General features: G+C 68.7%; 22 protein-coding genes. 10 read left to right on the plus strand and 12 right to left on the minus strand.

Annotation, left to right across the window (positions count from 1 at the left end):
* Positions 1-121: 121 nt before the first annotated feature.
* A complete protein-coding gene (gene manA, locus LC452_RS12665; protein WP_223625886.1) occupies positions 122-1,261 on the minus strand; it encodes a mannose-6-phosphate isomerase, class I in 1,140 nt (379 codons plus the stop codon).
* 69 nt (positions 1,262-1,330) lie between these two features.
* Here manA and LC452_RS12670 point away from each other — a divergent pair, with 69 nt between their 5' ends.
* Both LC452_RS12670 and LC452_RS12675 read left to right on the plus strand, forming a co-directional pair.
* A complete protein-coding gene (locus LC452_RS12670) occupies positions 1,331-2,746 on the plus strand; it encodes an O-antigen ligase (protein WP_223625889.1) in 1,416 nt (471 codons plus the stop codon).
* Positions 2,743-4,041, plus strand: a complete 1,299-nt coding sequence (locus LC452_RS12675; protein ID WP_223625891.1) for an O-antigen ligase — start codon at positions 2,743-2,745, stop codon at positions 4,039-4,041. Before LC452_RS12670 ends, LC452_RS12675 begins: the two co-directional genes overlap by 4 nt.
* Before the next feature lie 21 nt (positions 4,042-4,062).
* On the opposite strand, the gene galE is transcribed toward LC452_RS12675, so the two are convergent.
* Positions 4,063-5,052 (minus strand): UDP-glucose 4-epimerase GalE, encoded by a 990-nt coding sequence (gene galE / locus LC452_RS12680; RefSeq protein WP_223625894.1) that lies wholly within the window; start codon positions 5,050-5,052, stop codon positions 4,063-4,065.
* Between the two features lie 149 nt (positions 5,053-5,201).
* Between galE and LC452_RS12685 the strand changes: the two genes are divergently transcribed.
* The 3 genes from LC452_RS12685 to LC452_RS12695 are packed head-to-tail and all read left to right on the plus strand — an operon-like array spanning position 5,202 to position 8,661.
* Entirely contained in the window at positions 5,202-7,112 is a 1,911-nt protein-coding gene (locus LC452_RS12685) for a glycosyltransferase (protein WP_223625897.1), read from the plus strand.
* On the plus strand, positions 7,109-8,071 hold the full coding sequence (locus LC452_RS12690; protein WP_223625899.1) for a glycosyltransferase: 963 nt from the start codon (positions 7,109-7,111) through the stop codon (positions 8,069-8,071). Before LC452_RS12685 ends, LC452_RS12690 begins: the two co-directional genes overlap by 4 nt.
* Positions 8,068-8,661 carry a hypothetical protein gene (locus LC452_RS12695; RefSeq protein ID WP_223625901.1) on the plus strand — a complete coding sequence of 198 codons (594 nt, stop codon included), beginning with the start codon at positions 8,068-8,070 and terminating at the stop codon, positions 8,659-8,661. The genes LC452_RS12690 and LC452_RS12695 overlap by 4 nt, the downstream gene beginning before the upstream one ends.
* Before the next feature lie 13 nt (positions 8,662-8,674).
* On the opposite strand, the gene LC452_RS12700 is transcribed toward LC452_RS12695, so the two are convergent.
* The 10 genes from LC452_RS12700 to LC452_RS12745 all read right to left on the minus strand — a co-directional run bounded on the left by LC452_RS12700 (position 8,675) and on the right by LC452_RS12745 (position 18,663).
* Positions 8,675-9,229: a hypothetical protein gene (locus LC452_RS12700; RefSeq protein WP_223625903.1), complete on the minus strand. Its 555-nt coding sequence runs from the start codon at positions 9,227-9,229 to the stop codon at positions 8,675-8,677.
* Complete coding sequence (locus LC452_RS12705; RefSeq protein WP_223625905.1) at positions 9,226-9,825, minus strand: RNA polymerase sigma factor; 600 nt, start codon at positions 9,823-9,825, stop codon at positions 9,226-9,228. Before LC452_RS12705 ends, LC452_RS12700 begins: the two co-directional genes overlap by 4 nt.
* A 6-nt stretch (positions 9,826-9,831) precedes the next feature.
* Positions 9,832-10,569, minus strand: coding sequence for a hypothetical protein (locus LC452_RS12710; RefSeq protein WP_223625906.1), 738 nt, complete (start codon positions 10,567-10,569; stop codon positions 9,832-9,834).
* Between the two features lie 284 nt (positions 10,570-10,853).
* Positions 10,854-11,588, minus strand: a complete 735-nt coding sequence (locus LC452_RS12715; protein WP_223625908.1) for an ABC transporter ATP-binding protein — start codon at positions 11,586-11,588, stop codon at positions 10,854-10,856.
* Entirely contained in the window at positions 11,588-12,406 is an 819-nt protein-coding gene (locus LC452_RS12720; RefSeq protein ID WP_223625909.1) for an ABC transporter permease, read from the minus strand. Before LC452_RS12720 ends, LC452_RS12715 begins: the two co-directional genes overlap by 1 nt.
* A gap of 10 nt (positions 12,407-12,416) precedes the next feature.
* Positions 12,417-13,553: a UDP-galactopyranose mutase gene (gene glf / locus LC452_RS12725; protein WP_223625911.1), complete on the minus strand. Its 1,137-nt coding sequence runs from the start codon at positions 13,551-13,553 to the stop codon at positions 12,417-12,419.
* A gap of 31 nt (positions 13,554-13,584) precedes the next feature.
* Positions 13,585-15,744 (minus strand): acyltransferase family protein, encoded by a 2,160-nt coding sequence (locus LC452_RS12730; RefSeq protein ID WP_223625913.1) that lies wholly within the window; start codon positions 15,742-15,744, stop codon positions 13,585-13,587.
* On the minus strand, positions 15,672-16,997 hold the full coding sequence (locus tag LC452_RS12735; protein WP_223625915.1) for a nucleotide sugar dehydrogenase: 1,326 nt from the start codon (positions 16,995-16,997) through the stop codon (positions 15,672-15,674). Before LC452_RS12735 ends, LC452_RS12730 begins: the two co-directional genes overlap by 73 nt.
* Before the next feature lie 99 nt (positions 16,998-17,096).
* Entirely contained in the window at positions 17,097-18,164 is a 1,068-nt protein-coding gene (wecB, locus tag LC452_RS12740) for a non-hydrolyzing UDP-N-acetylglucosamine 2-epimerase (protein ID WP_223625916.1), read from the minus strand.
* A 46-nt stretch (positions 18,165-18,210) separates the two neighbouring features.
* On the minus strand, positions 18,211-18,663 hold the full coding sequence (locus LC452_RS12745) for an acyltransferase (protein WP_223625918.1): 453 nt from the start codon (positions 18,661-18,663) through the stop codon (positions 18,211-18,213).
* A gap of 91 nt (positions 18,664-18,754) precedes the next feature.
* Between LC452_RS12745 and LC452_RS12750 the strand changes: the two genes are divergently transcribed.
* From LC452_RS12750 to LC452_RS12770, 5 genes are read left to right on the plus strand one after another with little or no spacing between them, the layout of a single operon-like run.
* The gene (locus LC452_RS12750) at positions 18,755-19,720 is read left to right on the plus strand and encodes a dTDP-glucose 4,6-dehydratase (RefSeq protein WP_136055144.1); all 966 of its coding nucleotides are present in this window, start codon (positions 18,755-18,757) and stop codon (positions 19,718-19,720) included.
* Positions 19,717-20,826: a DegT/DnrJ/EryC1/StrS aminotransferase family protein gene (locus LC452_RS12755; protein WP_223625920.1), complete on the plus strand. Its 1,110-nt coding sequence runs from the start codon at positions 19,717-19,719 to the stop codon at positions 20,824-20,826. Before LC452_RS12750 ends, LC452_RS12755 begins: the two co-directional genes overlap by 4 nt.
* On the plus strand, positions 20,823-21,455 hold the full coding sequence (gene hisH, locus LC452_RS12760) for an imidazole glycerol phosphate synthase subunit HisH (protein ID WP_223625922.1): 633 nt from the start codon (positions 20,823-20,825) through the stop codon (positions 21,453-21,455). Before LC452_RS12755 ends, hisH begins: the two co-directional genes overlap by 4 nt.
* Positions 21,455-23,440 (plus strand): N-acetyl sugar amidotransferase, encoded by a 1,986-nt coding sequence (locus LC452_RS12765; RefSeq protein WP_223625924.1) that lies wholly within the window; start codon positions 21,455-21,457, stop codon positions 23,438-23,440. The genes hisH and LC452_RS12765 overlap by 1 nt, the downstream gene beginning before the upstream one ends.
* On the plus strand, positions 23,440-24,612 hold the full coding sequence (locus LC452_RS12770; RefSeq protein WP_223625926.1) for a hypothetical protein: 1,173 nt from the start codon (positions 23,440-23,442) through the stop codon (positions 24,610-24,612). The genes LC452_RS12765 and LC452_RS12770 overlap by 1 nt, the downstream gene beginning before the upstream one ends.
* The last annotated feature ends 12 nt before the right edge of the window (positions 24,613-24,624 follow it).

The following is a 24,624-nucleotide window of genomic DNA, read 5'->3' on the forward strand; positions in this document are numbered from 1 at the left end:
TCTCCAACCCTGTCTCCGCCCCCCGGCGGGCCGTGCTCATGACTAATTACACCCGTGTCATTCGCTCCGGTCAAGTCGCGGATCGTAAACCCTCAAGCCGCTGTTTAAAGTTCTTGGCGGCTCATCGGCGTGTCGCGCCCGGGGCTGCGATGAAGGCCTCGCCCGTGCCGGACAGGGTGACCGTCTCCTCGTCGGGCGTCACGAACGCCACGGCACCCACGGCGATCGGCCGCGCCGCTCCTCCGGGAGCGGCGACGGTGACCTCGCCCGCGGTCGCCAGCACCATCGTGGGCCCCGTGACCTGCCGCGTGACAGGTGTGCCGTCGAGCGCGACCCTCTCGAGCGCGAAGTCGGGCACCGGCACCGGGTACGGGGTGATCGCGCCGTCGCCCGACGGACGCAGCACCGGCACCTCGCCCGGGGTCGTGTCGAGGATCGACAGCAGCTCCGGCACATCGATGCGCTTCGGCGTCAGCCCGCCGCGGAGCACGTTGTCGCTGGCCGCCATGATCTCGACCCCCAGGCCCGCGAGGTAGGCGTGCAGCAGCCCCGCCCGCAGGAAGACACCCTCGCCGCGCCGCAGGATGACGTGGTTCATCAGCAGTGCGACCACGACACCGGGATCGCCCGGATAGTTCGCCGCGACACCGGCGATCGCGCGGATCGCGGTGGCCCACTCCCCTGCGTCCGCCGTGGCCGCCGCGGTCTCGACCGCCGCGATGATGTCGTCGACCTCGGACTGCGCGTCACCGCCGAGCAACCAGGCGAGCACCTCACGGAGGGCATCCCCCTCGCCGCCCAGCCGCTCTCGGAGTGCCCTCACGCCGGCGCTGTCACCGAGCGCGGTGAGCAGGTCGAGCGTGCCCGCCACCGGACGCAGACCGCTGAGCGACTCGAAGGTCTCGCTCAGGGCGACGATGAGCTCGGGCTTGTGATTGTCGTCACGGTAGTTGCGCTGAGGGTCGTCCTCCGAGAGCTCGCCCTCTCGCGCCCACCCGTCGCGCGCCTGCGCGACCGTGGGATGCACCTGGATCGAGAGCGGCCGGCCGGCCGCGAGCAGCTTCAGCAGGTAGGGCAGCGTGCCGCCCGTGACCTGGTCGAGCGTGCCGCCGCCCTCGACGTCCGCCGGATCCCCCGGATGGTCGCCGAACCAGACCTCCGCCTCGGGAGCCCCCGTGGGCGTGCGGCCCTCCAGCTCGGCGAGAAGCGTGTCGGATCCCCAGGCGTAGTCGCGGGGCGCATTGGTGAGGCTGAGCAGCATGAATCCCAGCGTAGAGGCGCACGGCGGCGCTCAGGGACGCCGGAAGCGCGGCGCGGTAGCCTGAACGCGATGGCCCAGTACACGAAGCATCCCGTGGCGCCCCCGCCCACCGCGCCGGAACGCGAGTCGACGGGGCACCTGATGCTGCGCGGTTACGTCATCTTCGTGCTGTTCATCACGTTCGCGCACTCGGCCGTCTACAACCTCCTCGGCATCGTCGGCGCCGGGGCGGTGCTCGGCCTCTTCACGCTCGCGACCCTCGCCATCGGCATCCCGCAGCTCGCGCGCAACCGGCCGCAGCCGTTCCGTTGGCGGCGCCTCCCCTGGGCGGCTCTCGGCTACACGGCCCTCGCGCTCGTCTCGGTCGCGTGGTCGCAATGGCGAGGGCCGACCGTGCTCACGTGGGTGCTTCTCGCCGCAGTCACGGTGAACGGCCTGTTCATCGCGCATGTGCTGACCTGGCACGAGATCGTCCGCGCCCTGTCGTCGGCCTTCAAATGGATCCTCGGGCTCTCGCTGGCCCTCGAGCTCTGGGTCTCCCTCGTGATCCACGGGCCGCTGCTGCCGAACTTCGTCACCCTGCCGGACGGCGAGCTCGACCCGCAGTGGTACTGGGTGCGCGACAACCTGTTCGACGGCGGGCGGATCCAGGGCATCGTCGGGAACGCCAACCTGCTGGCGATCATCTCGCTCTTCGCGATCATCACCTTCGGAGTGCTCTTCGCCGCGCGTGCGCGCTGGCGCACCACCCTCGCCCTCTGGGCGCTGCTCGCCGCCTACTTCCTCTTCCGCACCTCCTCGGCGACCGCCTTCGTCTGCGCCGCGGCCGCCGCCGTCGTGCTCGTGGTCGCGCTGCTCATGCGGCGGGCATCGACCCCCGGAGCACGCACCCTCATCTACGTGATCGCGATCGGCACGACGGTGGTCGGAGTGGTCGCCGTGTGGCTGCTCCGTGGACCGCTGCTGGCCCTCCTCGGCCGCAGCTCCGACCTCACCGGCCGCTCCGACCGGATCTGGAGCAAGGTCCTCGAGCGGGCGGGCGAGCATCCGCTCTTCGGCAACGGCTTCTCGAGCCCGTGGATCCCGACCGACCCCGCCTTCGACGGCTGGATCATCGACCACGGCATCACGGTCTTCCACGCGCACAACATGTGGCTCGACGTGCTGCTCCAGCTCGGCGTGCTCGGCGTCGTCCTGATGGCCCTCGCCTACATCAGCCTTCTCTGGCGCTCGTGGTTCTTCGCGGTCGACCGGCCGCGCTGGGATCTCGAGGGCGCCCGGCCGTTCTCGCCGCTGACCCTGCTCCCGATCCTGTTCACGGTCGTGCTGCTGGTGCAGGGCCTGTCCGAGTCGACGCCGATCATGCTCTGGGGATGGATGCTGCTCGTCCTGCTGTCGTTCAAACTCAAGTCGGTGCCCCTGGTGGGCGTGGGCGAGCGCGACCTCCTGTTCGAACGCGGCGCACGCCAGCGGCGGGTGCCGTGACCCCCGTCCGCCCGATGGTGCGCCTCCTCGGGTCCGTCGAGATGGCCAGGGCGTTCACCCTCGCCGCGCTCACGGCCGTGTTCGGGTCGTTCGCGATCCAGCAGATGACGTCGGCCGTGACCCTCGCCGCCGTCATCACCGCGCTGTGCCTGCTCGGCGGGGCCATCCTCTGGGTCCGCCGCGAGGAGCTGTCTCCGCTGCGGATCGCTCCGACGTCGCTCTTCGCCTTCCTCTGCTGGGCACTGGTGAGTCTCGTGTGGACCACGGACCGCTCCGACACGGTCTTCGGCTGGCTCTCGCTGTTCGGCTTCGCGTTCCTCGCGCTCACCGTCGGCCATATCCGCGACACGCTGCAGACCGTGCGCGCGATCGGCGACACGCTCCGCGGTCTGCTCGCCGTCTCGCTCGGCGTCGAGATCCTGTCCGGCATCCTGCTCGACGTCCCGTTCGCCTTCCTCGGCATCCAGGGCAACCTCGCCGACGGCGGTCCCGTCCAGGGGTTGTTCGGCAGCCGCAACATGCTCGGGTTCATCGCCGTGATCGCGCTGATCACCTTCGTGATCGAGTGGCGCACGCAGTCGGTGAATCCGCCGCTCGCCGTCGTGTCGGTCGCGCTGGCCGGCTCGCTCGCGTTCCTCTCGTCCTCGCCGACCGTGCTCGTGCTGGCGGTCGCGGTCGGCATCGTGACGGCCGCCCTCACGATCGTGCGGCACGCCTCCCCGCAACGACGGGGTCTCGTGCAGTGGATGCTCGGCATCCTCGTCGCGCTCGCGCTCACCGTGGCGTTCTCGCTGCGTCACCAGATCATCGCGCTGCTCGACGCGGGCTCCGACTTCTCGATCCGTGCGACGCTCTGGAACACGATCCTCGACTTCGTCGCCGTGAAGCCGGTCCAGGGCTGGGGCTGGTTCGGCGACTGGGCGCGCGGCGAGTATCCGTTCACCTACATCAACTTCCAGCTCGACGACCACCACCAGAGCGCACTGAACGCGTTCTTCGACGTGCTGCTCCAGCTCGGCGCCGCGGGACTCGTGCTCTTCCTGCTCCTCGGCGGGGTGGCGCTGATCCGCTCCTGGCTGGTGGCGAGCGTCCGCCGATCCGTCGTCTACGCGTGGACGCCGATCACCCTGGTGACACTGGCGGTCGACTCGATGTTCGAGAGCTTCACCCTCGTCGGCGCCGGCTGGTTCATGCTCGTGCTCTGCGCCCTGCGCGCCGGGCAGTCCCGCTCCTGGCGCGAGAACATCGATGCCGCGCACACGGGCGCGATCCCGACGCTGCGCCCGCAGCTCTGAGCCGACGGTCTCAGCCCGAGGTCAGCGCAGCGCGCTCAGCTTCTCGGCCCAGGCGATGGCGTCGCGCACCCCGTCGTCGACGGAGCGCTCAGCACGCCAGTCGAGCACCTCGGCGGCGTGATCCACGATCGCGAAGGCTCCGGCCTGATCGCCGGGACGCCGGCCGGCCTCCACGACGGGCAGCGGCTCTCCGGTCACTCGCTCGAAAGCGGCGACCAGCTCGCGCACGGTCACGCCGTCGCCGGTGCCCAGGTTGATCACCTGGTACGGCTCCTCCTCGGTGGCCACCTCGTCGAACTTCACCACCGCCGCGACGTGCGCGAGCGCGAGATCCCAGACGTGGATGTAGTCCCGAAGCCCCGAACCGTCGCGGGTGGCCCAGTCGGTGCCCGTGATCGTGAAGGACTCACCTGCGGCGCGCGCCTGCATGATCTTGCCGAGGGCGTGCGAGGGAGCCGGGTTCTGCTGGCCCGTGCGCAGCTGCGGGTCGGCGCCGATCGGATTGAAGTAGCGGAGCGCGATCGCCCGGAAGTCGCCGGCGGCCGCAGCATCGTGCAGGATCTGCTCGACCATGGCCTTGGTCGTCGCGTACGGGCTGGACGGTGCCAGGACGCCGTTCTCATCGACGCCGTCACCGCTCTCTCCCTCGTACACCGACGCGGACGAGCTGAACACGATGCGGGCGATGCCGGCGTCGCGCAGGCGCTGCAGCAGGAGCACGGTCTTGCCGACGTTGGAGTCGTAGTAGCCGAGGGGATCGGCGACCGATTCCGGCACGACGGCGCGAGCGGCGCAGTGCACGACCGCGTCGATGTCGGGATGATCCGCCAGCAGCCGGTCCAGCAGCGCCGCATCGGCGATGTCGCCCTCGTAGAGGTTGCGGCCCTCACCGAACGCACGCAGACCCTTGGAGAGGTCGTCGAGGATCACGACCTCGATGCCGGACTCGATGCACGCCGTCGCGACAGTGGACCCGATGTAGCCGGCGCCGCCGGTGATCAATACCTTCATCGCGCCCAGTCTAGCCAGCCGGGGGCACGGTTCATGGAGCGCACTCTCCGCAGATCCGAAGGCGACGGACGGTAGGCTACTCACTGCTCGTCGAGTCGCGCGCTGTCCTGTGACAGCTGTCTGCGGCACCAACATCGGAGAACTTCCCTGTGGCCCACGTCCTTCAGAACGTCGTCTTCCCACTCGATCGCGACCCCGATCTGCTTCCCCTGTACGCCGACCCCGAGACGTGGTCGGTCATCGAGAACGAACCCGTGCGCGTGTCGAACAGGGCGCACCTGGGCAACATCCTCGGCCGTCACCGGGCGCGCATCGTCGCCGGACGCCGCGTGTCGCTCGGCACCTACTTCAACGCCTTCCCCGCGTCGTATTGGCAGCACTGGACCAGCGTCAGAGACGTCACGCTGACCGTCCGCACGACCGGACCCGCGACGATCCTCGTCTACCGCTCCAACGGGTCCGGCATCCGCCAGCGCGTCGCGACCCGCGAGGTGACCGGCGAGGCGACGACGACCTTCGACCTCGAGCTCACTCAGTACAGCGACGGTGGCTGGATCTGGTTCGACATCGTCGCCGACGAGAAGCCGGCGGTGCTCGAGGGCGCGGAGTGGACGACCGAGCAGGAGCCCGCCCGCACGGGCAAGGCGTCGCTCGGCATCACCACCTACAACAAGCCGGACTACTGCGTCGAGACGCTGCGCGCCCTCGCGGCCTCACCGGACGCACTCGAGTTCGTCGATCGCATCTTCCTCGTCGACCAGGGCTCTCAGCTCGTCTCCGAGCAGGACGGCTTCGACGAGGTGTCCGAGAGCCTCGGGGAGACGCTGCAGCTCATCCGCCAGGAGAACCTCGGCGGCTCCGGCGGATTCGCCCGCGCGATGCACGAGACCCTGCAGCGTCCGGAGAGCGATTTCGTGCAGCTGCTCGACGACGACGTGCGCCTCGAGCCGGAGTCGCTGCGCCGCTCGATCGTGTTCGGGCAATACGCGACCACGCCGGTGCTCGTCGGCGGCCACATGTTCGACCTGCTCGACCGACCCAAGCTGCACGGCTGGGCCGAGGTGGTCGACGAGGGCCCATTCATGTGGCGCAACCTGTACCAGGAGAAGATGCCGCACGACTTCGGCGTGTCGAACCTGCGCCAGTCGACGCTCCTCCACATCCGGATGGACGCCGACTACAACGGCTGGTGGATGTGCCTCATCCCCCTCGACGTGATCCGCGAGGTGGGTCTCGCCCTCCCGGCCTTCATCAAGTGGGACGACGCGGAATTCTGCCTGCGTGCCGGCGAGGCCGGGTTCCCGACGGTGTCGATGCCGGGCGTCGCGCTGTGGCACGTCTCCTGGGTCAATAAGGACGACACGATCGACTGGCAGGCGTACTTCCATGCGCGCAACCGGATCGTGGCGGGTCTTCTGCACTCCGGCGCGCCACGCGGCGGCACCCTCCTGAAGCACAGCAGGCGCGTCGACCTCAAGCACCTGATGATGATGCAGTACTACCCCGTCGCGCTCCGTGCCCGTGCGCTGCGGGACGTGCTGTCCGGGCCCGACCACATGAAGCGGAACCTGGCGACGGCGATGCCCGCTGCTCGCGCGCTCGCACCGGAGTTCCCGGAGACGGTCGTGCACCGCGACCCGTCGACCGTGCTGCACTCCCGCCACGGACGACGCGTCTTCCAGCAGCTCTCGAAGAACGACCTCGACAACCCGACGGGGATGAAGCTCCGCGTGTTCACGCTGCGCGCCCTCATCTCCCACTGGATCCATCGCCCGCACCCCGCGAACATCGCTCAGCCCGAGGTCGAGTTCGGCAAGGAGGACGCCCTGTGGTGGCGCGTCCCGTCGTTCGACAGCGCGCTCGTGAGCGCGGCCGACGGATCCGGCAAGAACATCTACACGCGCGATCGGCGTCAGTACCGCCGTATGCTCCGCGAGAGCATCCGCCTGCACTCCGAGCTGCGCCGCAGGTGGCCGCAGCTGCAGAAGCAGTATCGCGATGCGCTCCCCGAGCTCGTCTCACCCCAGTCCTGGCAGAAGATCTTCGAGGAGAAGGCATGACCGCGGCGCCCGCTGCATTCGACCCCACGGCCGCGACGATCGTCATCGTCACCTTCAACCGCTCGCACCTGCTCGCGGGACTGCTCACCAGCATCACGGCGATGAACCCGAAGCCCGGCCACGTCGTGATCATCGACAACGCCTCGGCGGATGACACCACCGACGTCGTCGAGTCGTTCCGCGAGGGCATCGGCACCGAGATCGTCTATCGCCGTCTCGAGACGAACACAGGCGGATCCGGCGGCTTCAGCGAGGGCATGCGCACGGCGTACGAGCTCGGGTCCGAGTGGATCTGGATGATGGACGACGACGTCGAGGTCCTCACCGACGGCCTCGCGAAGATGGGCAAGTGGGCGCCGCGCTTCAAGAGCATCCAGGGCCGCCGCTTCGACTACGACGGCAGCGAGTTCTACTGGCAGTACCGCATCGCCGAGCGCATGGGCATCCCCATCCCGTTCGCCCCCTCCGGATTCGACGGGTCCGGATTCAAGGAGATGAACAGCGGATGCTTCGAGGGCATGTTCATCCACCGCTCGATCGTGACGCAGATCGGCCTCCCCGACCCGAGGTTCTTCATCTACTGGGACGACCAGATGTACGGGTGGCTCGCCTCGCGCCGGACGACGGCGGTCATCGTGGACGAGTTCGTGCTGCGACGCACGCGCGAGATCAAGCAGTGGGACATGGGCATCCGCCACATGAACGCGTCGAGCAACGCTTACCGCTACTACATCATGCGCAACCGCGGATTCATCAAGCAGTACTACCGCGTGCACGGCGTCTACAACCCGGTCCTGTTCGGTCTGGGCACGGCGGCGACCTTCGCGAAGGAACTCATCCGGCTCGTGTTCGTCGAGCGGACGGTGCGCGGCACGAGCAACCTCTTCCGCGGCATCCGTGACGGCGGCAAGGCCGGTCGCGACCGCACCTGGCAGCCGATGGAACCCCTGGAGGCATGACGATGGACGAGCAGCAGCCGGAACTGCGGTGGGCGCCGCTGGAACCTGCGCCGAGGCGCACCGGACGTATCTGGCTGATCGTCGGGCTCTCGGTCGCGGCGCTCGTGATCGTGGGCGTGCTGCTGTTCCTCTTCCTGCCGCGTGGCGACGGCCCCACGCCCGAAGAGAGCCCGTCTCCCTCTCCGTCTGCCTCCGCGACGGCGACGCCGTCACCGACGCCGACCGCGACGCCGGAGCCGACCCAGACTCCGATCACGACGGCACCGCCCGTGGTCGATCCTGACGTGGGCGCGTTCCGCGAGAAGGTGACTCCGTCGCTCGACGACGCGACCCGCCTTCTCGACCTCCTGGCGAGCACGAGCGGCGAGGACGCGGTGTCTCTGGTCGACACTCTGCAGCAGGATGCGCAGCGTCTGTCCGACTCTCCGGCGCCCTCGTCGATCGCGCAGGCGTGGAGCGAGGGGCTCTCGGCCTACTCGCAGCGGCTGACCGAGCTCGATTCCGCGGTGTCGTCAGGTGGTTCGACCGCCAGTGCGGCGGGAGCCGCCCGGACGGCTGCGGAGAACCTGCGGAGCCTCGTCGGCCTCTGAGGCCGGCCCGCAATCACGACGCCGGTCGATCGGCGTCGCTCCATTCCGTCATGCCCGCGGCACGGCAGTCGGATGCCGGGATCACGACGGGCGCGCCGTCGGGAAGGCTGCACAGCGTCAGAGCGGGCACGTCGTCCGCGCCGCTCTGGGGACTGCTGCTCTGGAACTCCACACCCGCGAGCAGCCCTTCGTCCCACAGCCGCATGCAGCCGTCGATCAGTGCGGGCGACGGGTCCGTCTCACCCGCGATCGCGACCGAGATCGTGACGTCGCGCGGTTCCGTGAGTGCACCGCCGGTGGCAGACGCGGAGTTGATCGGGCCGGCGACAGTCGCGCAGACCACCTCCACCGACCGCAGTTCCAGCCCGCCGGCCACGGACTCCGCGCCGGGGCCAGCGAGCACCCAGGCGGCACCGGCCCCGGCGACCAGGCAGACGCCGGCGACCAGTGCCCACGCGATCCGCGGACCTCGTCGCATCGATCCGTCGTCGCCTGCCGCCTGCGCGACAAGGGTCTCCTTGAGCCGTGCGCGGAACACCGGGTCGAGCCTTTCGTCTCCTCCGCTCATGACAACTCCCTCCCGCCCATCCCCGCGTCGGGGGCGAGCTCGACCATCGCGATGCGCAGTCGCTCCTTCGCGCGGCTGAGGCGCGTGCGGACTGTTCCGGCCGGCAGGCGCAGCAGCCGGGCCGCGTCCGCGGGCGCGACCTCTTCGATCACGCAGAGAGCCAGGATCTCCTGGTCCGCCGCGCTCAGCCGCGCGAACGCCGCCTCGACCTCGCCGCGACGATGAGCGCGCGTCTCGGCCTCGAGCACTTCCTCGGCATGGTCCGGAGCGGTCTCGGGGTGCAGCCTCCGGAGGAGCCGTTCGTGCCGCATCCGCGTCCGGGCACTGTTCCTCGCGAGGTTGGCGGCCGTCACGAGCAACCAGCCGATCACCGAGCCGTTCACGACCCTCACCCGGGAGCGCAGCCGCCACGCCTCGAGGAACACCATCGCCGTGACGTCCTCGGCATCCTCGCGCGTGCGAGCGAATCGCCGTGCGTGCCGATGCACGCGGTCGACGTGCCGATCGAAGACCGCGGCGAACGCGTCGGCGTCGCCGGCGCACGCCCGCGCCCACAGGTCGACGTCGCTGCTGTCGGCTCCGCTGAGCATGACCATGGGCGGTCAGAGCGGTTTCAGGACCGAGGAGACGACGACCGCCCCCGGTCCGTACTCGTCGTCCATCTGCTGCTGCAGCTCTCCATTCTCATCGTGCACGACGCTGATTCCGATCTGACCGGTCATCGCGTCCGGCCCTGCCGACATGACCTGGTGATCCGACAGGAACTTCTCATCCGACATGATCTCCTGGAGCCTCGCATCGAGCTCCGCGGCCGTGTAGTCGGCCGAGAAGACGCAGAGCGCTCCTCCCCATACTTGCCGCAACCGAGCCTCGGCCGCGGCAGGGTCACCGTGGACGCCGACATTGACGATCGAGAGGCCGGCGTGGACCGCGTCGAGTCGCATCTCCTCCAGGACATCCGTCCCCGGCGACACCGCAGGGATCTCGCTCCTGTCGATCCATGAGGTCGCGTATCCGTCCAGCGCCGTCGCCGCGGCGTGGATCCCGAGCAGCGCGTCGTAGGTGGCCAGCGACTCGTCGACTATCCGCCATCCTCCCGCAGGCTCCGGGCAGCGCGATGGCAGGACCGGCCCCTGCGGGCTGATCGAGGACGACGTCACGGAGAACGCGGTGACGGAGACGACGGTCAGAACCTGTGCGACCGTGTCGTAGCTCCCCCTGACGGTGAAATCTCCCCAGTGCACCTCCATGCGCTCGTCGTACTCCGCGTCGACGGCGTCCCAGTCCCAGCCGACCAGCTGCACCCCGCCGGCGCAGCCGGGAGGACTCGACTGTGCCACGCCGAAGCAGAGATCCGTTCGACCATTCCGTTCGATGACGGTTCCCGACGCTTCCGTCATGAACGTCACCGATGCCGTGGCCCCGAGGGCACCAGTGGCTCGCTGGCCGTCAGAGCGCGGCGTGGCGCACCCCGACACGATCAGTGCCACCAACACGAGAGCAGCCGCGTATGCGCGACACCTGATCGACATCGCCACACCGACCTCCTTGCTCGCGCCCTCGGAAGCCGACGGCTCCCCTCACCATGGAGTGTCGCGACGAGGGGGAACGTTACAGGACCGGTCTAACTGTTGTAGTCGGCGTTGTAGCGCTCGAGCACCTCGGCGATCGGGGCGTCGAGCACGAGCTCGCCCCTGTCGAGGTAGAGCCCGCGAGTGCAGAACCGGCGCAGGTCGCGCTCGTTGTGGCTCACGAAGAACAGCGTGCGCCCCTCGGCGAGCAGCTCGTCGATGCGCGTGTAGCACTTCTCACGGAACGCCTTGTCGCCCACGGCGAGCACCTCGTCGACGAGCAGGATCGGCTCATCGAGCTGCGAGACGACAGAGAACGCGAGGCGCACCTTCATGCCGTTGGAGAGGTGCTTGTAGGGGGTCTCCTCGAAGCCGGCCAGCTCGGCGAACGCGATGATGTCGTCGTACCGGCGCGAGACCTCGTCGCGCGACATCCCGTGCAGTCCCGCGGTCAGTCGCACGTTCTCGCGCACCGTGAGATCGCCGACGAAGCCGCCGGTGATCTCGATCAGCGGGGCGACACCGCCGTTGACCTCGACGGTTCCCTCGTCGGCCAGCAGTACCTTCGCGACCAGACGGAGCAGCGTCGACTTGCCCTGTCCGTTGCGACCGACGACGCCGATCGACTCGCCGGGCTGCACGGTGAAGGAGACGTTGCGCAGAGCCCAGAACTCCCCCGGTCGCGACCGTCGCGACGCACCGGCGAACAGGTCCTTGAAGGAGCGGTTGCCCCGTCTGTTCCGGCGGAAGTGGACGCCCAGTCCCCGGACTTCGATCGCTGCAGCCATCACAGCTCCTTCAGCACAGGACGCTCGAGCCGCCGGAAGGTCCACATTCCGAGCGCGAGGATCGCCAGGCTCATCACGACGCTGATCACCAGCGTGAACAGGTTCCACTGATCCGGGAAGAACGCCATCCGGTAGAGCATGAAGATGCCGGCGAGCGGGTTGAACGCCCCCAGTTTCTGCGCGATGCCCGGCAGGTCGGTGACGTTGTAGATGATCGGGGTGGCGTAGAACATCGCGCGCAGGATCAGTGCCGTCGTCCGCTCGAGGTCGACGTACATGACGCACAGCGGCGCGACGAGCAGCCCCAGCCCGACGAGCAGGATCGTCTGGAGCAGCATCGCCACCGGCATCCACAGGATGCCCCAGCCGATCTGCACCGTGTTGTTCGGATCCGTCTCCATGAACAGGCTGATCACGATGAACAGCACGAGCACGGGCAGGGAGAAGAGATACTCGATCCCCTTGCTCAGCACGATGCGGTTGACCCAGATGGACCGCGGGATCGCCGTCGACCGCACGAGTCTGGCGTCCTTCTTGAACGCACGCGTGAAGTCGCCGACGGACGAGTTGAACCAGACCCACGGCAGCAGCGCGCTGATGAGGAACACGATGTACGGCTCCTCGCCCACATCGCGGTGGAACACCTGCGTGAAGACGAACCAGTAGATCAGGCTCATCACCAGCGGATCGAGCACCGACCAGACGTAGCCCAGCATGCTCGTCGCGTACCGGACCTTCAGGTCGCGGGCCGACAACAGCCACAGCGAATGAAGGTATCGCCGCGGCGTTCCCGGCGCCCCGACAGCAGCGTGACTCACAGTGCCGAGTCTAGGCGAGCTCGTTGTTCCACATCGACAGCGCCGAGCCGATGGCCATGTGCATGTCGAGGTACTGATACGTGCCGAGGCGGCCGCCGAAGTGCACGTCCTGTTCGCCCTTGGCCAGCTCGCGGTACGCCAGCAGGCCCTCGCGGTCGGTCGGAGTGTTCACCGGGTAGTACGGCTCGTCCTCGCGGTTCGCGAAGCGGGAGAACTCGCGCATGATGACGGTCTTATCCTGCGCGAAGACGTCCTTGCGCTCCGGGTGGAAGTGCTTGAACTCGTGGATGCGCGTGTACGGGACGTCCATGTCGGGGTAGTTCATGACCGGCGTGCCCTGGAAGTCGCCGACGTTCAGCACTTCCTGCTCGAAGTCGAGCGTGCGCCAGCTGAGCGCGCCCTCGGCGTAGTCGAAGTACCGGTCGACGGGCCCGGTGTACACGACGGGCACCTGGCCGACGGTCGCCTTCTTGCTCAGCGGCTGCGACTCGTCGAAGTAGTCGACGTTCAGCTTGACCTCGATGTTGGGGTGATCCGCCATCCGCTCGATCCACGAGGTGTAGCCGTCGGTCGGCAGTCCCTCCCACGTGTCGTTGAAGTAGCGGTTGTCGTACGTGTAGCGCACGGGGAGCCGGCTGATGATGTCGCCGGAGAGCTTGTGCGGGTCGGTCTGCCACTGCTTCGCGGTGTAGTCGCGGAAGAAGGCCTCGAACAGCGGGCGCCCGACGAGGGCGATGCCCTTCTCCTCGAAGTTCGCCGCGGTCTTGGCGTCGAACTCCCCCGCCTGCTCCTTGACCAGCGCACGTGCCTGGTCGGGGGTGAAGGCGGCCTGGAAGAACTGGTTGATCGTGCCGAGGTTCACCGGCATCGGGAAGACGGTGCCCTTGTGGGTGGTGTACACCCGGTGGACGTAGTTCGTGAAGGTCGTGAACCGGTTCACGTACTCCCAGACCGTCGGGTTCGAGGTGTGGAAGAGGTGGGCGCCGTAGCGGTGGACCTCGATCCCGGTCTCGGACTCCGCCTCGCTGTAGGCGTTGCCGCCGATGTGGTGGCGACGGTCGATGACGGTGACTTTGCGGCCCGCTTCTGCTGCGCGCTCCGCGATGGTGAGGCCGAAGAAACCCGACCCGACGACGAGAAGATCCATACGGCAATCGTATCGGCGCGTACCTGGGAGCTCAGTCCCCGGGGACGGCGCCGATCACATCCGCCAGCATCGGCGCGAACCGGCGGACGAAGTCCAGGTTCAGATGATCCGCGTCGTAGTACACCGCTGTGCCGCCGATCGCGGCGTAGCACTGCGTCTCGTCGCAGAAGTACGGCCCGGCGTCGAACGACCGGATCGCCGGGTCTGCGGCGGCGGCGGCCGCCCGCAGGTACGGATCCTCCGGCTGCGCCTCGGCGATCGGCACGGCGCAGGCCAGCGGGTTGCGTGCGTTGACGAGCAGGCAGTCCGGCGAGCGCACCTCGCCGTTGAACGGCACGCCGCCGAGGGCGATGACCGTGACACCCGCATCCGCCCACGAGCGCCACGTGCGCTGCAGGCCGTCCGCGAACTGGTCGGACTGGGGTCGGTCGGAGCCGTCGTCCACGAGCTGCACCCTGCCCGCCGACGAGGTGAGCACGATGTCGGGCGCCGCCTCGACCACCGCGGACTGCACCGCGGTCGACCAGTCCCGGCATCGATCCCGGTCCGCCGCACTCGACGGTTCACGGAAGCCGACGAACGGCGCATCGATCACCGGACACCCTCCGCCGAACGAGGTCGTCACGGTCCACCCCTGTGCACGGGCGAGGTCGAACACCGCACCCTGCCACTGCTGAGCGTGCGAGTCCCCGACGAGCCAGACCGCCGGTGCGTCGGGGGCTCCCCCGCTGAAATCGCAGACCACGGTCGCGGTCGTGCCGCCGAAGGGCAGCAGTTCGGGATCGGCGCTGCACTCGTCGGGCACCGCGAAGTAGGCGTTGCCCGGCCCCATGACGACGTCGGCCGCCGGACCGAACCGGTCCGCGCACTCCGCACCGGGATCCATCGCCTGCGGGCCCACGCACTCTTCGAGAGTCACGCTGACCGGCGGGACATCCGCCGCCGAGACGGCTCTGCCCGCGAGCACGAGCCCGCCTCCGATGACGGCCACCGCGGCCACCGCTCCCAGCATCGCGAGGAGAGTGCGACGCGGAGACACGGTGAGGAGCTTCCATCGCTGACCGGGACGCTCGATGAAGCGGGCCGTCGCCCACGCCAGCAGCACCGAGAGGGCCAGGATGCCGATCTTCATGGCCGTCGACGTCGCCGCCCCGATCAGGAACGGCACGAGCACGATCAGCGGCCAGTGCCAGAGATAGAGCGAGTACGAGACGTCGCCGATCCATTGCACGGGACGGATGCCGGTGACGGCGGTGTGCCAGAGGCGCTCCCGTCCGGTCCCGGCGAGGATCACGGCTGCGGTGCCCAGCACCGGCAGGAGCGCGACGTACCCGGGGAAGGGCGTCGTCGGCCCGAACAGCACCGCGGCGAGGGCGATCATCACGAGCCCCGCGAGCGCGAGCACATTGGCCCCCACCGCCGGCAGACGTCGTGTCGCCATCAGCGCCAGCAGCCCGCCGACCCCGAACTCCCACGCCCGCGTGTACGTCGCGAAGTACGCCGGGCTCGGGATGAGTGTCGTGGCGATCACGCTCGCCGCGAGCGAGACGACCACGAGGACGCTCAGGACCACGACGGCGACGACACGAGGACGCGCGGACCGCCGCGCCGCCCACCAGGAGGCCGCGAGCAGCAGCAGCGGCCAGAGAAGGTAGAACTGCTCCTCGACCGACAGCGACCAGTAGTGCTGAGCGACCGTCGCCTGGTCGTTGATCGCCGAGTAGTTCACCGACATGGCGCTCAGGTACCAGTTCTCGACGTACCCGGCGCTGGCCATGATCTCCGCGCCGGCACGCGACCAGCGCGGGTACGGCAGCAGAAGAAGGGTGCCGATCGCGCTCACGACCAGCACGAGGAGAGCCGCCGGCAGCAGCCTGCGCACCCGACGCGCATAGAACGAGGCGAGCGCGATGCGCCCGGTGGCCGAAACCTCGCGGGCGAGATGGCTCGTGATCAGGAATCCCGAGATGACGAAGAAGACGTCGACGCCGACGTAGCCGCCGGTCAGATGCGTCGGCCAGAGGTGGTTGAGCACCACCGCGCCGATGGCCACCGCACGGAGCGCCTGGATGTCGGCGCGGAATGCGGTGCCCCGACGAGGCGCGGGGCGGCTGTTCGTCAGCTCGGTGCTCCTGCTGCGGCCATCAACTCGACGGCGGTCCCGACGACGATGCGGGGCGTGCCCGCCCAACGCGCGGCATCCGTCGCCGCGCGTCCGTCGACCAGCAGCTTGATGCCGGGGAGCTGCGCCGGCTCGAGCTCACGGTAGGCCGCGTGGTCGGTCTGCAGGATCGCGATGTCGATGTCGTCGCCCAGCGCGTACGGCTCGAAGCCAAGGCGCCGGAGCTCCTCGTCGCTGTACAGGGGGTCGTGCACCTGCACGACCGCGCCGCGCTTCTCGAGGGCGGCCACCGTCGGGAAGACACCGGAGAACGCCGTCTCCTTGACGCCGCCGCGGTAGCTCGCGCCGAGGACGACGGCGCGCAGCCCGGAGAGGGAGCCGAGGATGCCCTCCGCCTGGGCGACCAGGCGCTCCGGCATGGACTCGTTCACCCGACGGGCGGTGCGGACGATATCGGCACCGGGGTCGGTCGACAGGTAGAGCTTCGGGTACACCGGGATGCAGTGACCGCCGACGGCGATGCCGGGACGATGGATGTGGCTGAAGACCTGGGAGTTGCAGGCTTCGATCACCTGGTAGACGTCGATCCCGTTGGCGCCGGCGAAGAGGGCGAATTCGTTCGCCAGGCCGATGTTCACGTCGCGATACGTGGTCTCGGCGAGCTTGGCCATCTCGGCGGCCTCCGCGCTGCCCAGATCCCAGACGCCGTTGGCCCGCGCGAGGTCCGGACGATCGTCGAACTCGAGAACAGCCTCGTAGAAGTCGACCGCGCGACGCGCGCCCTCGTCGGACAGCGCCCCGACGAGCTTCGGGTACTTGCGCAGGTCGGCGAAGATACGGCCGGAGTAGACCCGCTCCGGAGAGAAGACGACGTGGAAGTCCTCACCCTCGGTGAGACCGGACACTTCCTCCAGCAGCGGCTTCCATCGTCCGCGGGTGATGCCCACCGGGAGGGTCGTCTCGTAGGACACGAGCGTGCCAGGGCTGAGGTGCTTCGCGAGCGAGGTGGTGGCCTGATCCATCCAGCCGAACTCGGGCTCGGCCGTCTCCTCGTTCACGAAGAGCGGCACGACGACGACGACGGCCTCCGCCGAAGGGATGGCCTCGGCGTAATCGGTCGTCGCGCGCAGGCGTCCGGCGGCCAGCGCCGCGGTGAGCTTCTCCTGCAGCTGCGCCTCGCCCGGGAACGGCTCCACTCCGCTGTTGATGGCATCGACGAGCGCCGGGTTCACGTCGACTCCGATCACCTCGTGCCCGCGGTCGGCGAACTGCAGAGCAAGGGGGAGCCCGATCTTCCCGAGGGCCACGACGGCGATACGCATGAGCAATATTCTATGGCGGGCGGAGAGCCGGGCTCTTCGCTGCGACGCATCAGCGCCCGCGCGCGTCAACTGTTCTCCGCGCCTGCGCGAGGTGTGCGTTCAGCGGCCGTCGCCGGTCAGAACCGCGATCACCCGCGAGGCGGCGTGTCCGTCTCCGTAGGGAGCCTGGTCCGTGTCCGCCGGCCTCTCGCGTGTGACGCCGGCCGCGATCTCCTGCGCGGTGCCGACCAGCACGTTCCATCCCAGCTGCACGGTCTCGACCCACTCGGTCTCGGTCCGCACCGTCGTGCAGGGCACGCGCAGCAGGAACGCCTCCTTCTGGAGCCCCCCGGAGTCGGTGACCACGCCCGCGCTCGACACGACCGCGGCGATGAGGTCCGGATACGCGAGGGGCGCGTGCGCGATCAGGGATCCCTGGGTGAGTGCGATGCCGTGGGCGGCGGCCTTCGCGACGACGCGCGGGTGGGCGAGCAGGATCACGGGCTTGTCGAGGTCGGCGAGGCCCGCAGCGATCTCCGCCAGGCGGGCAGGGTCATCCGTGTTGTCCGGACGGTGGATGGTCGCGACGTAGAAGCCTCCCGACTCCAGGCCGAGCTCGGCGATCAGCGGGGACGGGGTGCCCGCCACCTGATCGCGCACCTGGAACAGCACATCGGTCATGACGTCGCCGACGAGCACCGTCCGCTCGCTCAGGCCCTCGTGTGCGAGATGCGCGACCGCGACCTCGGTCGGCGCGAGCAGCAGATCGGCCGCATGATCGGTCAGCACGCGATTGTGCTCCTCCGGCATCCGCCGGTTGAAGCTCCGCAGGCCGGCCTCGAGGTGCGCGACCGGGATGTGCATCTTCACCGCACTCAGGGCGGCGGCGACGGTGGAGTTGGTGTCGCCGTAGACGAGGACCCAGTCGGGACGGTGCTCGTCGAACACGGCGTCGAGGGCCGCGAGCATCGACCCGGTCTGGACGCCGTGCGATCCGCTGCCGACGCCGAGGTGCACGTCGGGCGTCGCGATGCCCAGGTCCTCGAAGAACACGTCGGAGAGCATCGGGTCGTAGTGCTGACCCGTGTGGACGATGACGTGTTCGACGCCGGCCGCCTTGGCGGCGTGGTCGATCGGGGCGAGCTTGACGAACTGCGGGCGGGCGCCGACGACGCTGACGATCTTCACGGTCACTCAGCCTACGGGGGTGCGCCTCGCAGCGCCGCGATGCCGATCAGTCCGCGAAGCGCCGAGCGGCGTCGAGGAAGACGCGTGCGGGCACGCCGCGCAGCACGCTGTACGGGGGCGCCGTCGTGTTCTCGGTGACGACGGCGCCGGCAGCGACGACGCTGTGGTCGCCGATGTCGGCCCCCATGAGCACCACGGCGTTCGCACCGATGTGCACGTACCTGCCGATGCGGCTCGATGAGCGCTGGATGTCGCGGGCACGTTCGCTGACGCACCGCTCCACCGTGGAGTGCGTGTAGATCTGCGCGCCGGCCGAGATGTCGCACCCGTCCCCGATCACGAGTCCTCCGCTGCCGTCGACGACCGTGAAGGCCCCGATCCAGACGTCGTCGCCGATCTCCGGCTCTCCGACGATCCAGGCGTGCGGGTTGAATCGGTTGGCAGCGATCCCATGCCACTCCGGCACCTCCGGGATCGGCGACTCTGCGGGCTCTCTCACGGTTCGGCGCACCTCCATCCCATATGATACTTAGCAGTCTGCCCGCTTCCGTGCTGCCACGGGAGCTCGATAACGAGAGAACTCGAAATCCATGTCTGTGCGTGAAAAATCCATTCTGATCACCGGCGGAGCCGGATTCATCGGGAGCCACCTCGTCGACCGGCTCATCCGCGACGAGCCGCGACGGATCACCGTCGTCGACAACTTCTTCCTCGGCAGCATGGAGAACCTCACCGCCGCCCAGGCCGCCCGACCGGACATCGACATCATCCGGCTCGACGCGTCCGACCTCGCGGCGATGCAGGATGTCGTGACGACCCACGAGATCGACACCGTCTTCGACCTCGCCGTCATCCCTCTGCCGACGTCGCTCACCTATCCGGCGTGGACGGTGCAGACGAACGTCGGCATCGCGACCACCTTCTGCGAGATCGCGCGCCGCGGCCTCGTCGAGCGCCTCATCCACGTGTCCAGCTCGGAGGCGTACGGCTCGGCCCGCTACATCCCGATGGACGAGGGGCACCCGCACGACGCGATCACGCCGTATGCGGCCAGCAAGTCCGCCGCCGACCACATCATCGAGTCGTACGTGCAGACCTTCGGGATCGACGCGACCGTCATCCGGCCGTTCAACAACATCGGTCCGCGCCAGAACCCCGGCTCGTACGCCGGGATCGTGCCGATCATCGTGCGCCGCGTTCTCGACGGCGTGCCGATCGAGATCTTCGGCGACGGCGAGCAGACCCGTGACTTCATCTTCGTCAAGGACAGCGCCGACCTCATCGCCCAGGTGCACGACTCGGACGAGTGCCGCGGCAAGGTGCTGAACCTCGCCACCGGCGTCGAGACCTCCGTCAACGAGCTCGTGTCACGGATCCTCGGCCTGATGGGCCGCCCCGACCACCCCGTCATCCACACGGAGGAGCGTCCCGGAGACGTGCGTCGCCACCTCGCCGACGTGTCGAAGCTCGAGTCGCTCCTGGGGCACCAGTCACCGCGGCTCACCGACGACGCCCTCGGCCAGACCGTCGACTGGTACACCTCGGTCCTCTCATGAGGCTCAACATCCCGCTGACCGGGTCCCCCGAGGTCGACGCGGTGCGCGAGGTCATCGAGTCCGGCTATCTCACGCAGGGCGCGAAGACCGCGGCGTTCGAGGATGCCGTCCGCGGATTCACGTCCGCACGCCACGCGGCAGCGGTCAGTTCCGCGACGACGGGCCTGCATCTCGCGCTCGTCGCGCTGGGCGTGCAGCCCGGCGACGAGGTCGTGATCCCGGGATTCAGCTTCCCGGCGACCGCGAACGCCGTGATCCAGCAGGGCGCGACGCCCGTGTTCGTCGACATCGACGAGTCGACGTTCAACCTCGACCCCGCACTGCTCGACGCCGCCGTCACCGAGCGCACCCGCGCGATCATGCCGGTCCACGCGTTCGGCCTCTGCGCCGACATGGACGCCATCAATGCGGTGGCCGCTCGCCACGGGCTACCGGTTCTCGAAGACGCCGCCTGTGCACTGGGCGGCACCTACGGCGGACGCCACGCGGGCACCCTCGGCACGGCCGGGGTGTACTCGTTCCACCCGCGCAAGATCATCACGACCGCCGAGGGCGGCATGATCACGACCGACGACGACGACCTCGCCGCACGCATCGCCGTCCTGCGCGCGCACGGCGCCGTCCGCGGCGAGCTGTACATGGAGTTCGTCGAGGCCGGATTCAACTACCGGCTCAGCGACGTCCACTCGGCGATCGGGCTCGCGCAGATGACCCGCATCGACGACATCATCTCGGGTCGACGACGTGCGGCATCCGAGCTGACGAGCCGCGTCTCCGGCATCGAGGGCGTGCACGTACCGACAGAGCCCGCCGGCACCTCCCACACGTTCCAGTCGTACGTGGTCCTGCTGGACGACGACATCGACCGGGACGAGGTCATCCGTCGCATGCGCACCCGCGACATCGAGACGACGCTGGGCACCTACGGCATGCACCTGCAGCCGTACTTCCGGGATCGTTTCGGCATCCCCGACGAGGCGCTCCCCCACACGACGCGTGCCCACCACCAGGCGCTCACCCTCCCGCTCTACCCCCAGCTGACCGACGACGACATGGACGCGATCGCGGACGCGCTGCGCCAGAGCATCGCGGAGAGCACGCGATGACCGGTCCCGACGTCACGATCGTCGACTACGGCGTGGGGAACCTCGGTTCCCTGCGCAACGCGCTGGCCAAGGTCGGCCGCTCGTCCGAGGTGACGAGCGACCCGCAGACGGTTCTCGATGCCGCGCGCATCATCCTTCCCGGCGTCGGCTCCTTCGACCATGCCGTCGACCGTCTCACGTCGACCGGACTCGGCGAGGCCGTCGTGACCGCCGCCCGCGAGAAGCGCACACCGCTCGCCGGTGTGTGCCTCGGCATGCAGCTGATCATGGACGGCAGCGACGAGGGCGAACGCCCGGGACTCGGGCTGATCCCCGGCAGGGCCCACCGCTTCCCCGACGAGATCGACGGCTCGCGTCTGCTCGTGCCGCACATGGGATGGAGCGCGGCCGTGGCGGCGAAGCCGTCGCGTCTCGCTCCCTCACTCGGAAACGGCGGGCGGTTCTACTTCGTCCACTCCTACGCCGTCACCCCCGACGCCGAAGCCGACGTCCTCACCTGGACCGAGTACGGCGAGCGCTACGCGTCGTCGGTCGAGCGCGACAACGTGATCGGCATCCAGTTCCACCCCGAGAAGAGCCACCGCTACGGACTGACGCTCCTCGGCGAGTTCGCGGTGGCGGAGGTCTGATGCACGTCTATCCCCGGCTGATCCCCGTCCTCCTCCTCGAGGGCGAGCGCCTCGTGAAGACCAAGGCCTTCGATGATCCCCGCTACGTCGGCGACCCGGTCAACGTCATCAGCATCTTCAACGACCTCGAGGTCGACGAACTGGTGATCCTCGACATCGGAGCAGCGAGAAGCCGCGTGCCGGCGCCGATGGCGCTGTTGAGCAGGATCGCGACCGAGGCCTTCATCCCGCTCGCCTACGGCGGCGGGGTCGAGACGGCGGAGCAGGCGCAGGCGATCATCGCCTCCGGCTTCGAGAAGATCATCGTGAACACCGCTCTGGTGACGCGCCCCGACGACGTGCGCCAGATGGTCCGGGCGCTCGGCTCGCAGGCGATCGTCGCGAGCCTCGACGTGCGCGGCACCGAAGACGGGTACGTCGTGCACACCGGCGGAGGAGTGGATGCCGCGCCCGTCACGGTCGACGAATGGGTCGCGCTCGCGACCGACATCGGAGTCGGCGAGATCCTCGTCACGAACATCGATCACGAGGGCACGCGCGGAGGCATCGACCTCGACCTCGTCCGCACCGTGGCCGCGACCGCGACGGTGCCGGTGATCGCGCACGGCGGCGTCGGCGGCCGCGACGACCTGGTCTCTCCGATCGAGCATGCGGGGGCCTCCGCGGTCGCCGCGGGAACGGCCTTCGTCATGCAGTCCGGCCGCGAGAGCGTGCTCATCAACTACCCGACGAGGCCGCAGATCGACGCCCTCTTCGGCCACCTCTTCGACGGACGCGGCGAGCCCATCGCCGCGCAGCAGTTCGGGCTGGACCTGGACGCCGCGACGTCCGACGAGTTCCTGAGCTCGCCGAGCGTGTGCCGCCGGTGCATCATCACCTCCGACGTCCCTGGTGCGGCCTTCGACGCCGACGGCGTCTGCTACTACTGCCACCTGCACGACTCGCTCGACAAGCAGTACCCGATCGGGGCCGAGAGCGAGAAGGCGCTCGACAAGTTCGTCGCCGAGCTCAAGGCCGCGGGCCGTGGCAAGAAGTACGACTGCATCATGGGGGTGAGCGGCGGAACCGATTCGTCGTACCTCGCGCACCTGCTCGTCAAGAAGGGCGTGCGCCCGCTGGCCGTGCACTTCGACAACACCTGGAACTCCCCCACAGCGACCTCGAACATCTTCGCGGTGCTCGACAAGCTCGGCGTCGACCTCGAGACCTACGTCGTCGACAACGCGGAGTACGACGACATCTACCGCTCGTTCATGCTGGCCGGCGTCAAGGACATCGAGGCGCCGACAGACATCGGCTTCATGGGCGTCCTCTACCGCGCGGCCGAGAAGCACGGCATCCGCCACATCGTCGAGGGCCACTCGTTCCGCACCGAGGGCATCTCCCCCATGGGCTGGCTCTACATGGACGGCGGCTACATCAAGGGAGTGCACAAGCTCTTCGGCCGGCTTCCGATGAAGACCTACCCGAACCTCGACTTCACGAACTTCGTCAAGTGGTCGGCGTTCAGCCGCATCCAGCGCACGCGTCCGCTGTACTGGATCGATTACAACAAGGAAGACGCCAAGCGCTTCCTGGCCGATGAATACGGCTGGCAGTGGTACGGAGGACACCACCTGGAGAACCGCTTCACAGCGTTCTACCACACCTACTTCCTGCCCACCCGCTTCGGGATCAACTTCCGACAGATCGAGCTCTCCGCGCTCGTGCGCTCGGGGCAGATGGACCGGAGGCTCGCTGCCGCCCAGTTCATCGAGCCGCGGCACGGCGACCCCGAACTCATCGCGATGGTGAAGAAGCGCATCGGCTTCGATGATGCCGGCTTCGAGCACATCATGACGATGCCGAAGAAGGACTACACGGACTACCCGACATACAAGCGCCGCTTCGAGCTGCTCCGGCCGTTCTTCTGGCTCATGTGGAAGCTGGACCGCGTGCCGAAGAGCTTCTATGTGAAGTTCTGCATCCCGCGCAAGAAGCGATGATGGCGGACTCCACCTCGGTGGTGTTCCGTCGGCAGAAGGCGCTGCTACGCACACTGTCGTGGGTCTTCCGGCCGTTCGCGCTGTTCACCCGGCGGATCGACTGGGTGGTCGGGCCGGAGGACATCGCGCTCATGGCGACGCACATCGCGGAGGCGCTGCCGAACAGCTACACCGCGATCCATGCGCGCAACCCCTTCTACACGGTGCCGTACGACGCGGTGATCCAGACGTCGTCGACCGCATTCGGAGGCCGGCTCGCCACCTGGCGACGTCTCTACGGCGGTCCGATCCTGCTCGCCTGGCTGGTCAACCGGGCCCGGGGATTCATCTACGTCGGCGGCGGCGCGTTCCTCGAAGGACATCACGACGAGCGGGAGTTCGAGTTCGCGTTCATCCGCGGTCGCAAGCGGCGCCTCGTCTGCTACTTCACCGGCAACGACATCCGCTCGCCCCGGCTCTCCGTGGAGCAGGCCGAGCAGACCGGCCGTCCCAACATCGGGTCGATCCTCGTCACCGTCGATCCGGTGTTCGCCAGCCCGGAGTACGACGACGCGCGACGAACCCGCGCCCAGGTGGCCGAGCGGCATGCGGAGGCGATCTTCAACGCCCGCAACGACCAGCTCTCCTACCTGGAGGGGCACACCCACCCCTTCCTCTACTTCTACCCCGACGAGCAGTTCGCAGGTCCCACCGACAAGTTCGACGCGCCCGAGCGCATCGTCGTCGTCCATGCGCCGTCCAATCCCCTCCTCAAGGGCACGGATGCCGTGCGCGAGGCCATGGCGCGGATCACGCGGACGCACCCGCATGTCGAGTATCGGGAACTGATCGGCGTGCCCCACGAAGAGGTCCTCGCCGCGCTGGACGAGGCGCACATCGCCCTCAACGAGTTCTACGCCTCGGTTCCCGGGGTTTTCGGGGTCGAGGCCATGGCACGGCGCTGCGTCCTCGTGACGAGCGCGCGCGTGGCCGACGAGCCCGATCTCGGCCAGGACGCGGAGGGCGCGTGGGCCGTCGCCGACGTGCACACGCTCCACGACGTGGTCGCGGACCTGCTGGCGCACCCCGAGCGGATGCCGGAACTGGCGGACCACGGGTGGGACTGGTCGATGCGCCACGCCTCCGCCTCGGCCAGCACGAGAGCGCTGACGCGCGCGATCGCCGACGCCTGAACGTCGGGGAGA

Source organism: Microbacterium sp. EST19A (assembly GCF_019969685.1).
Taxonomy (GTDB): domain Bacteria; phylum Actinomycetota; class Actinomycetes; order Actinomycetales; family Microbacteriaceae; genus Microbacterium.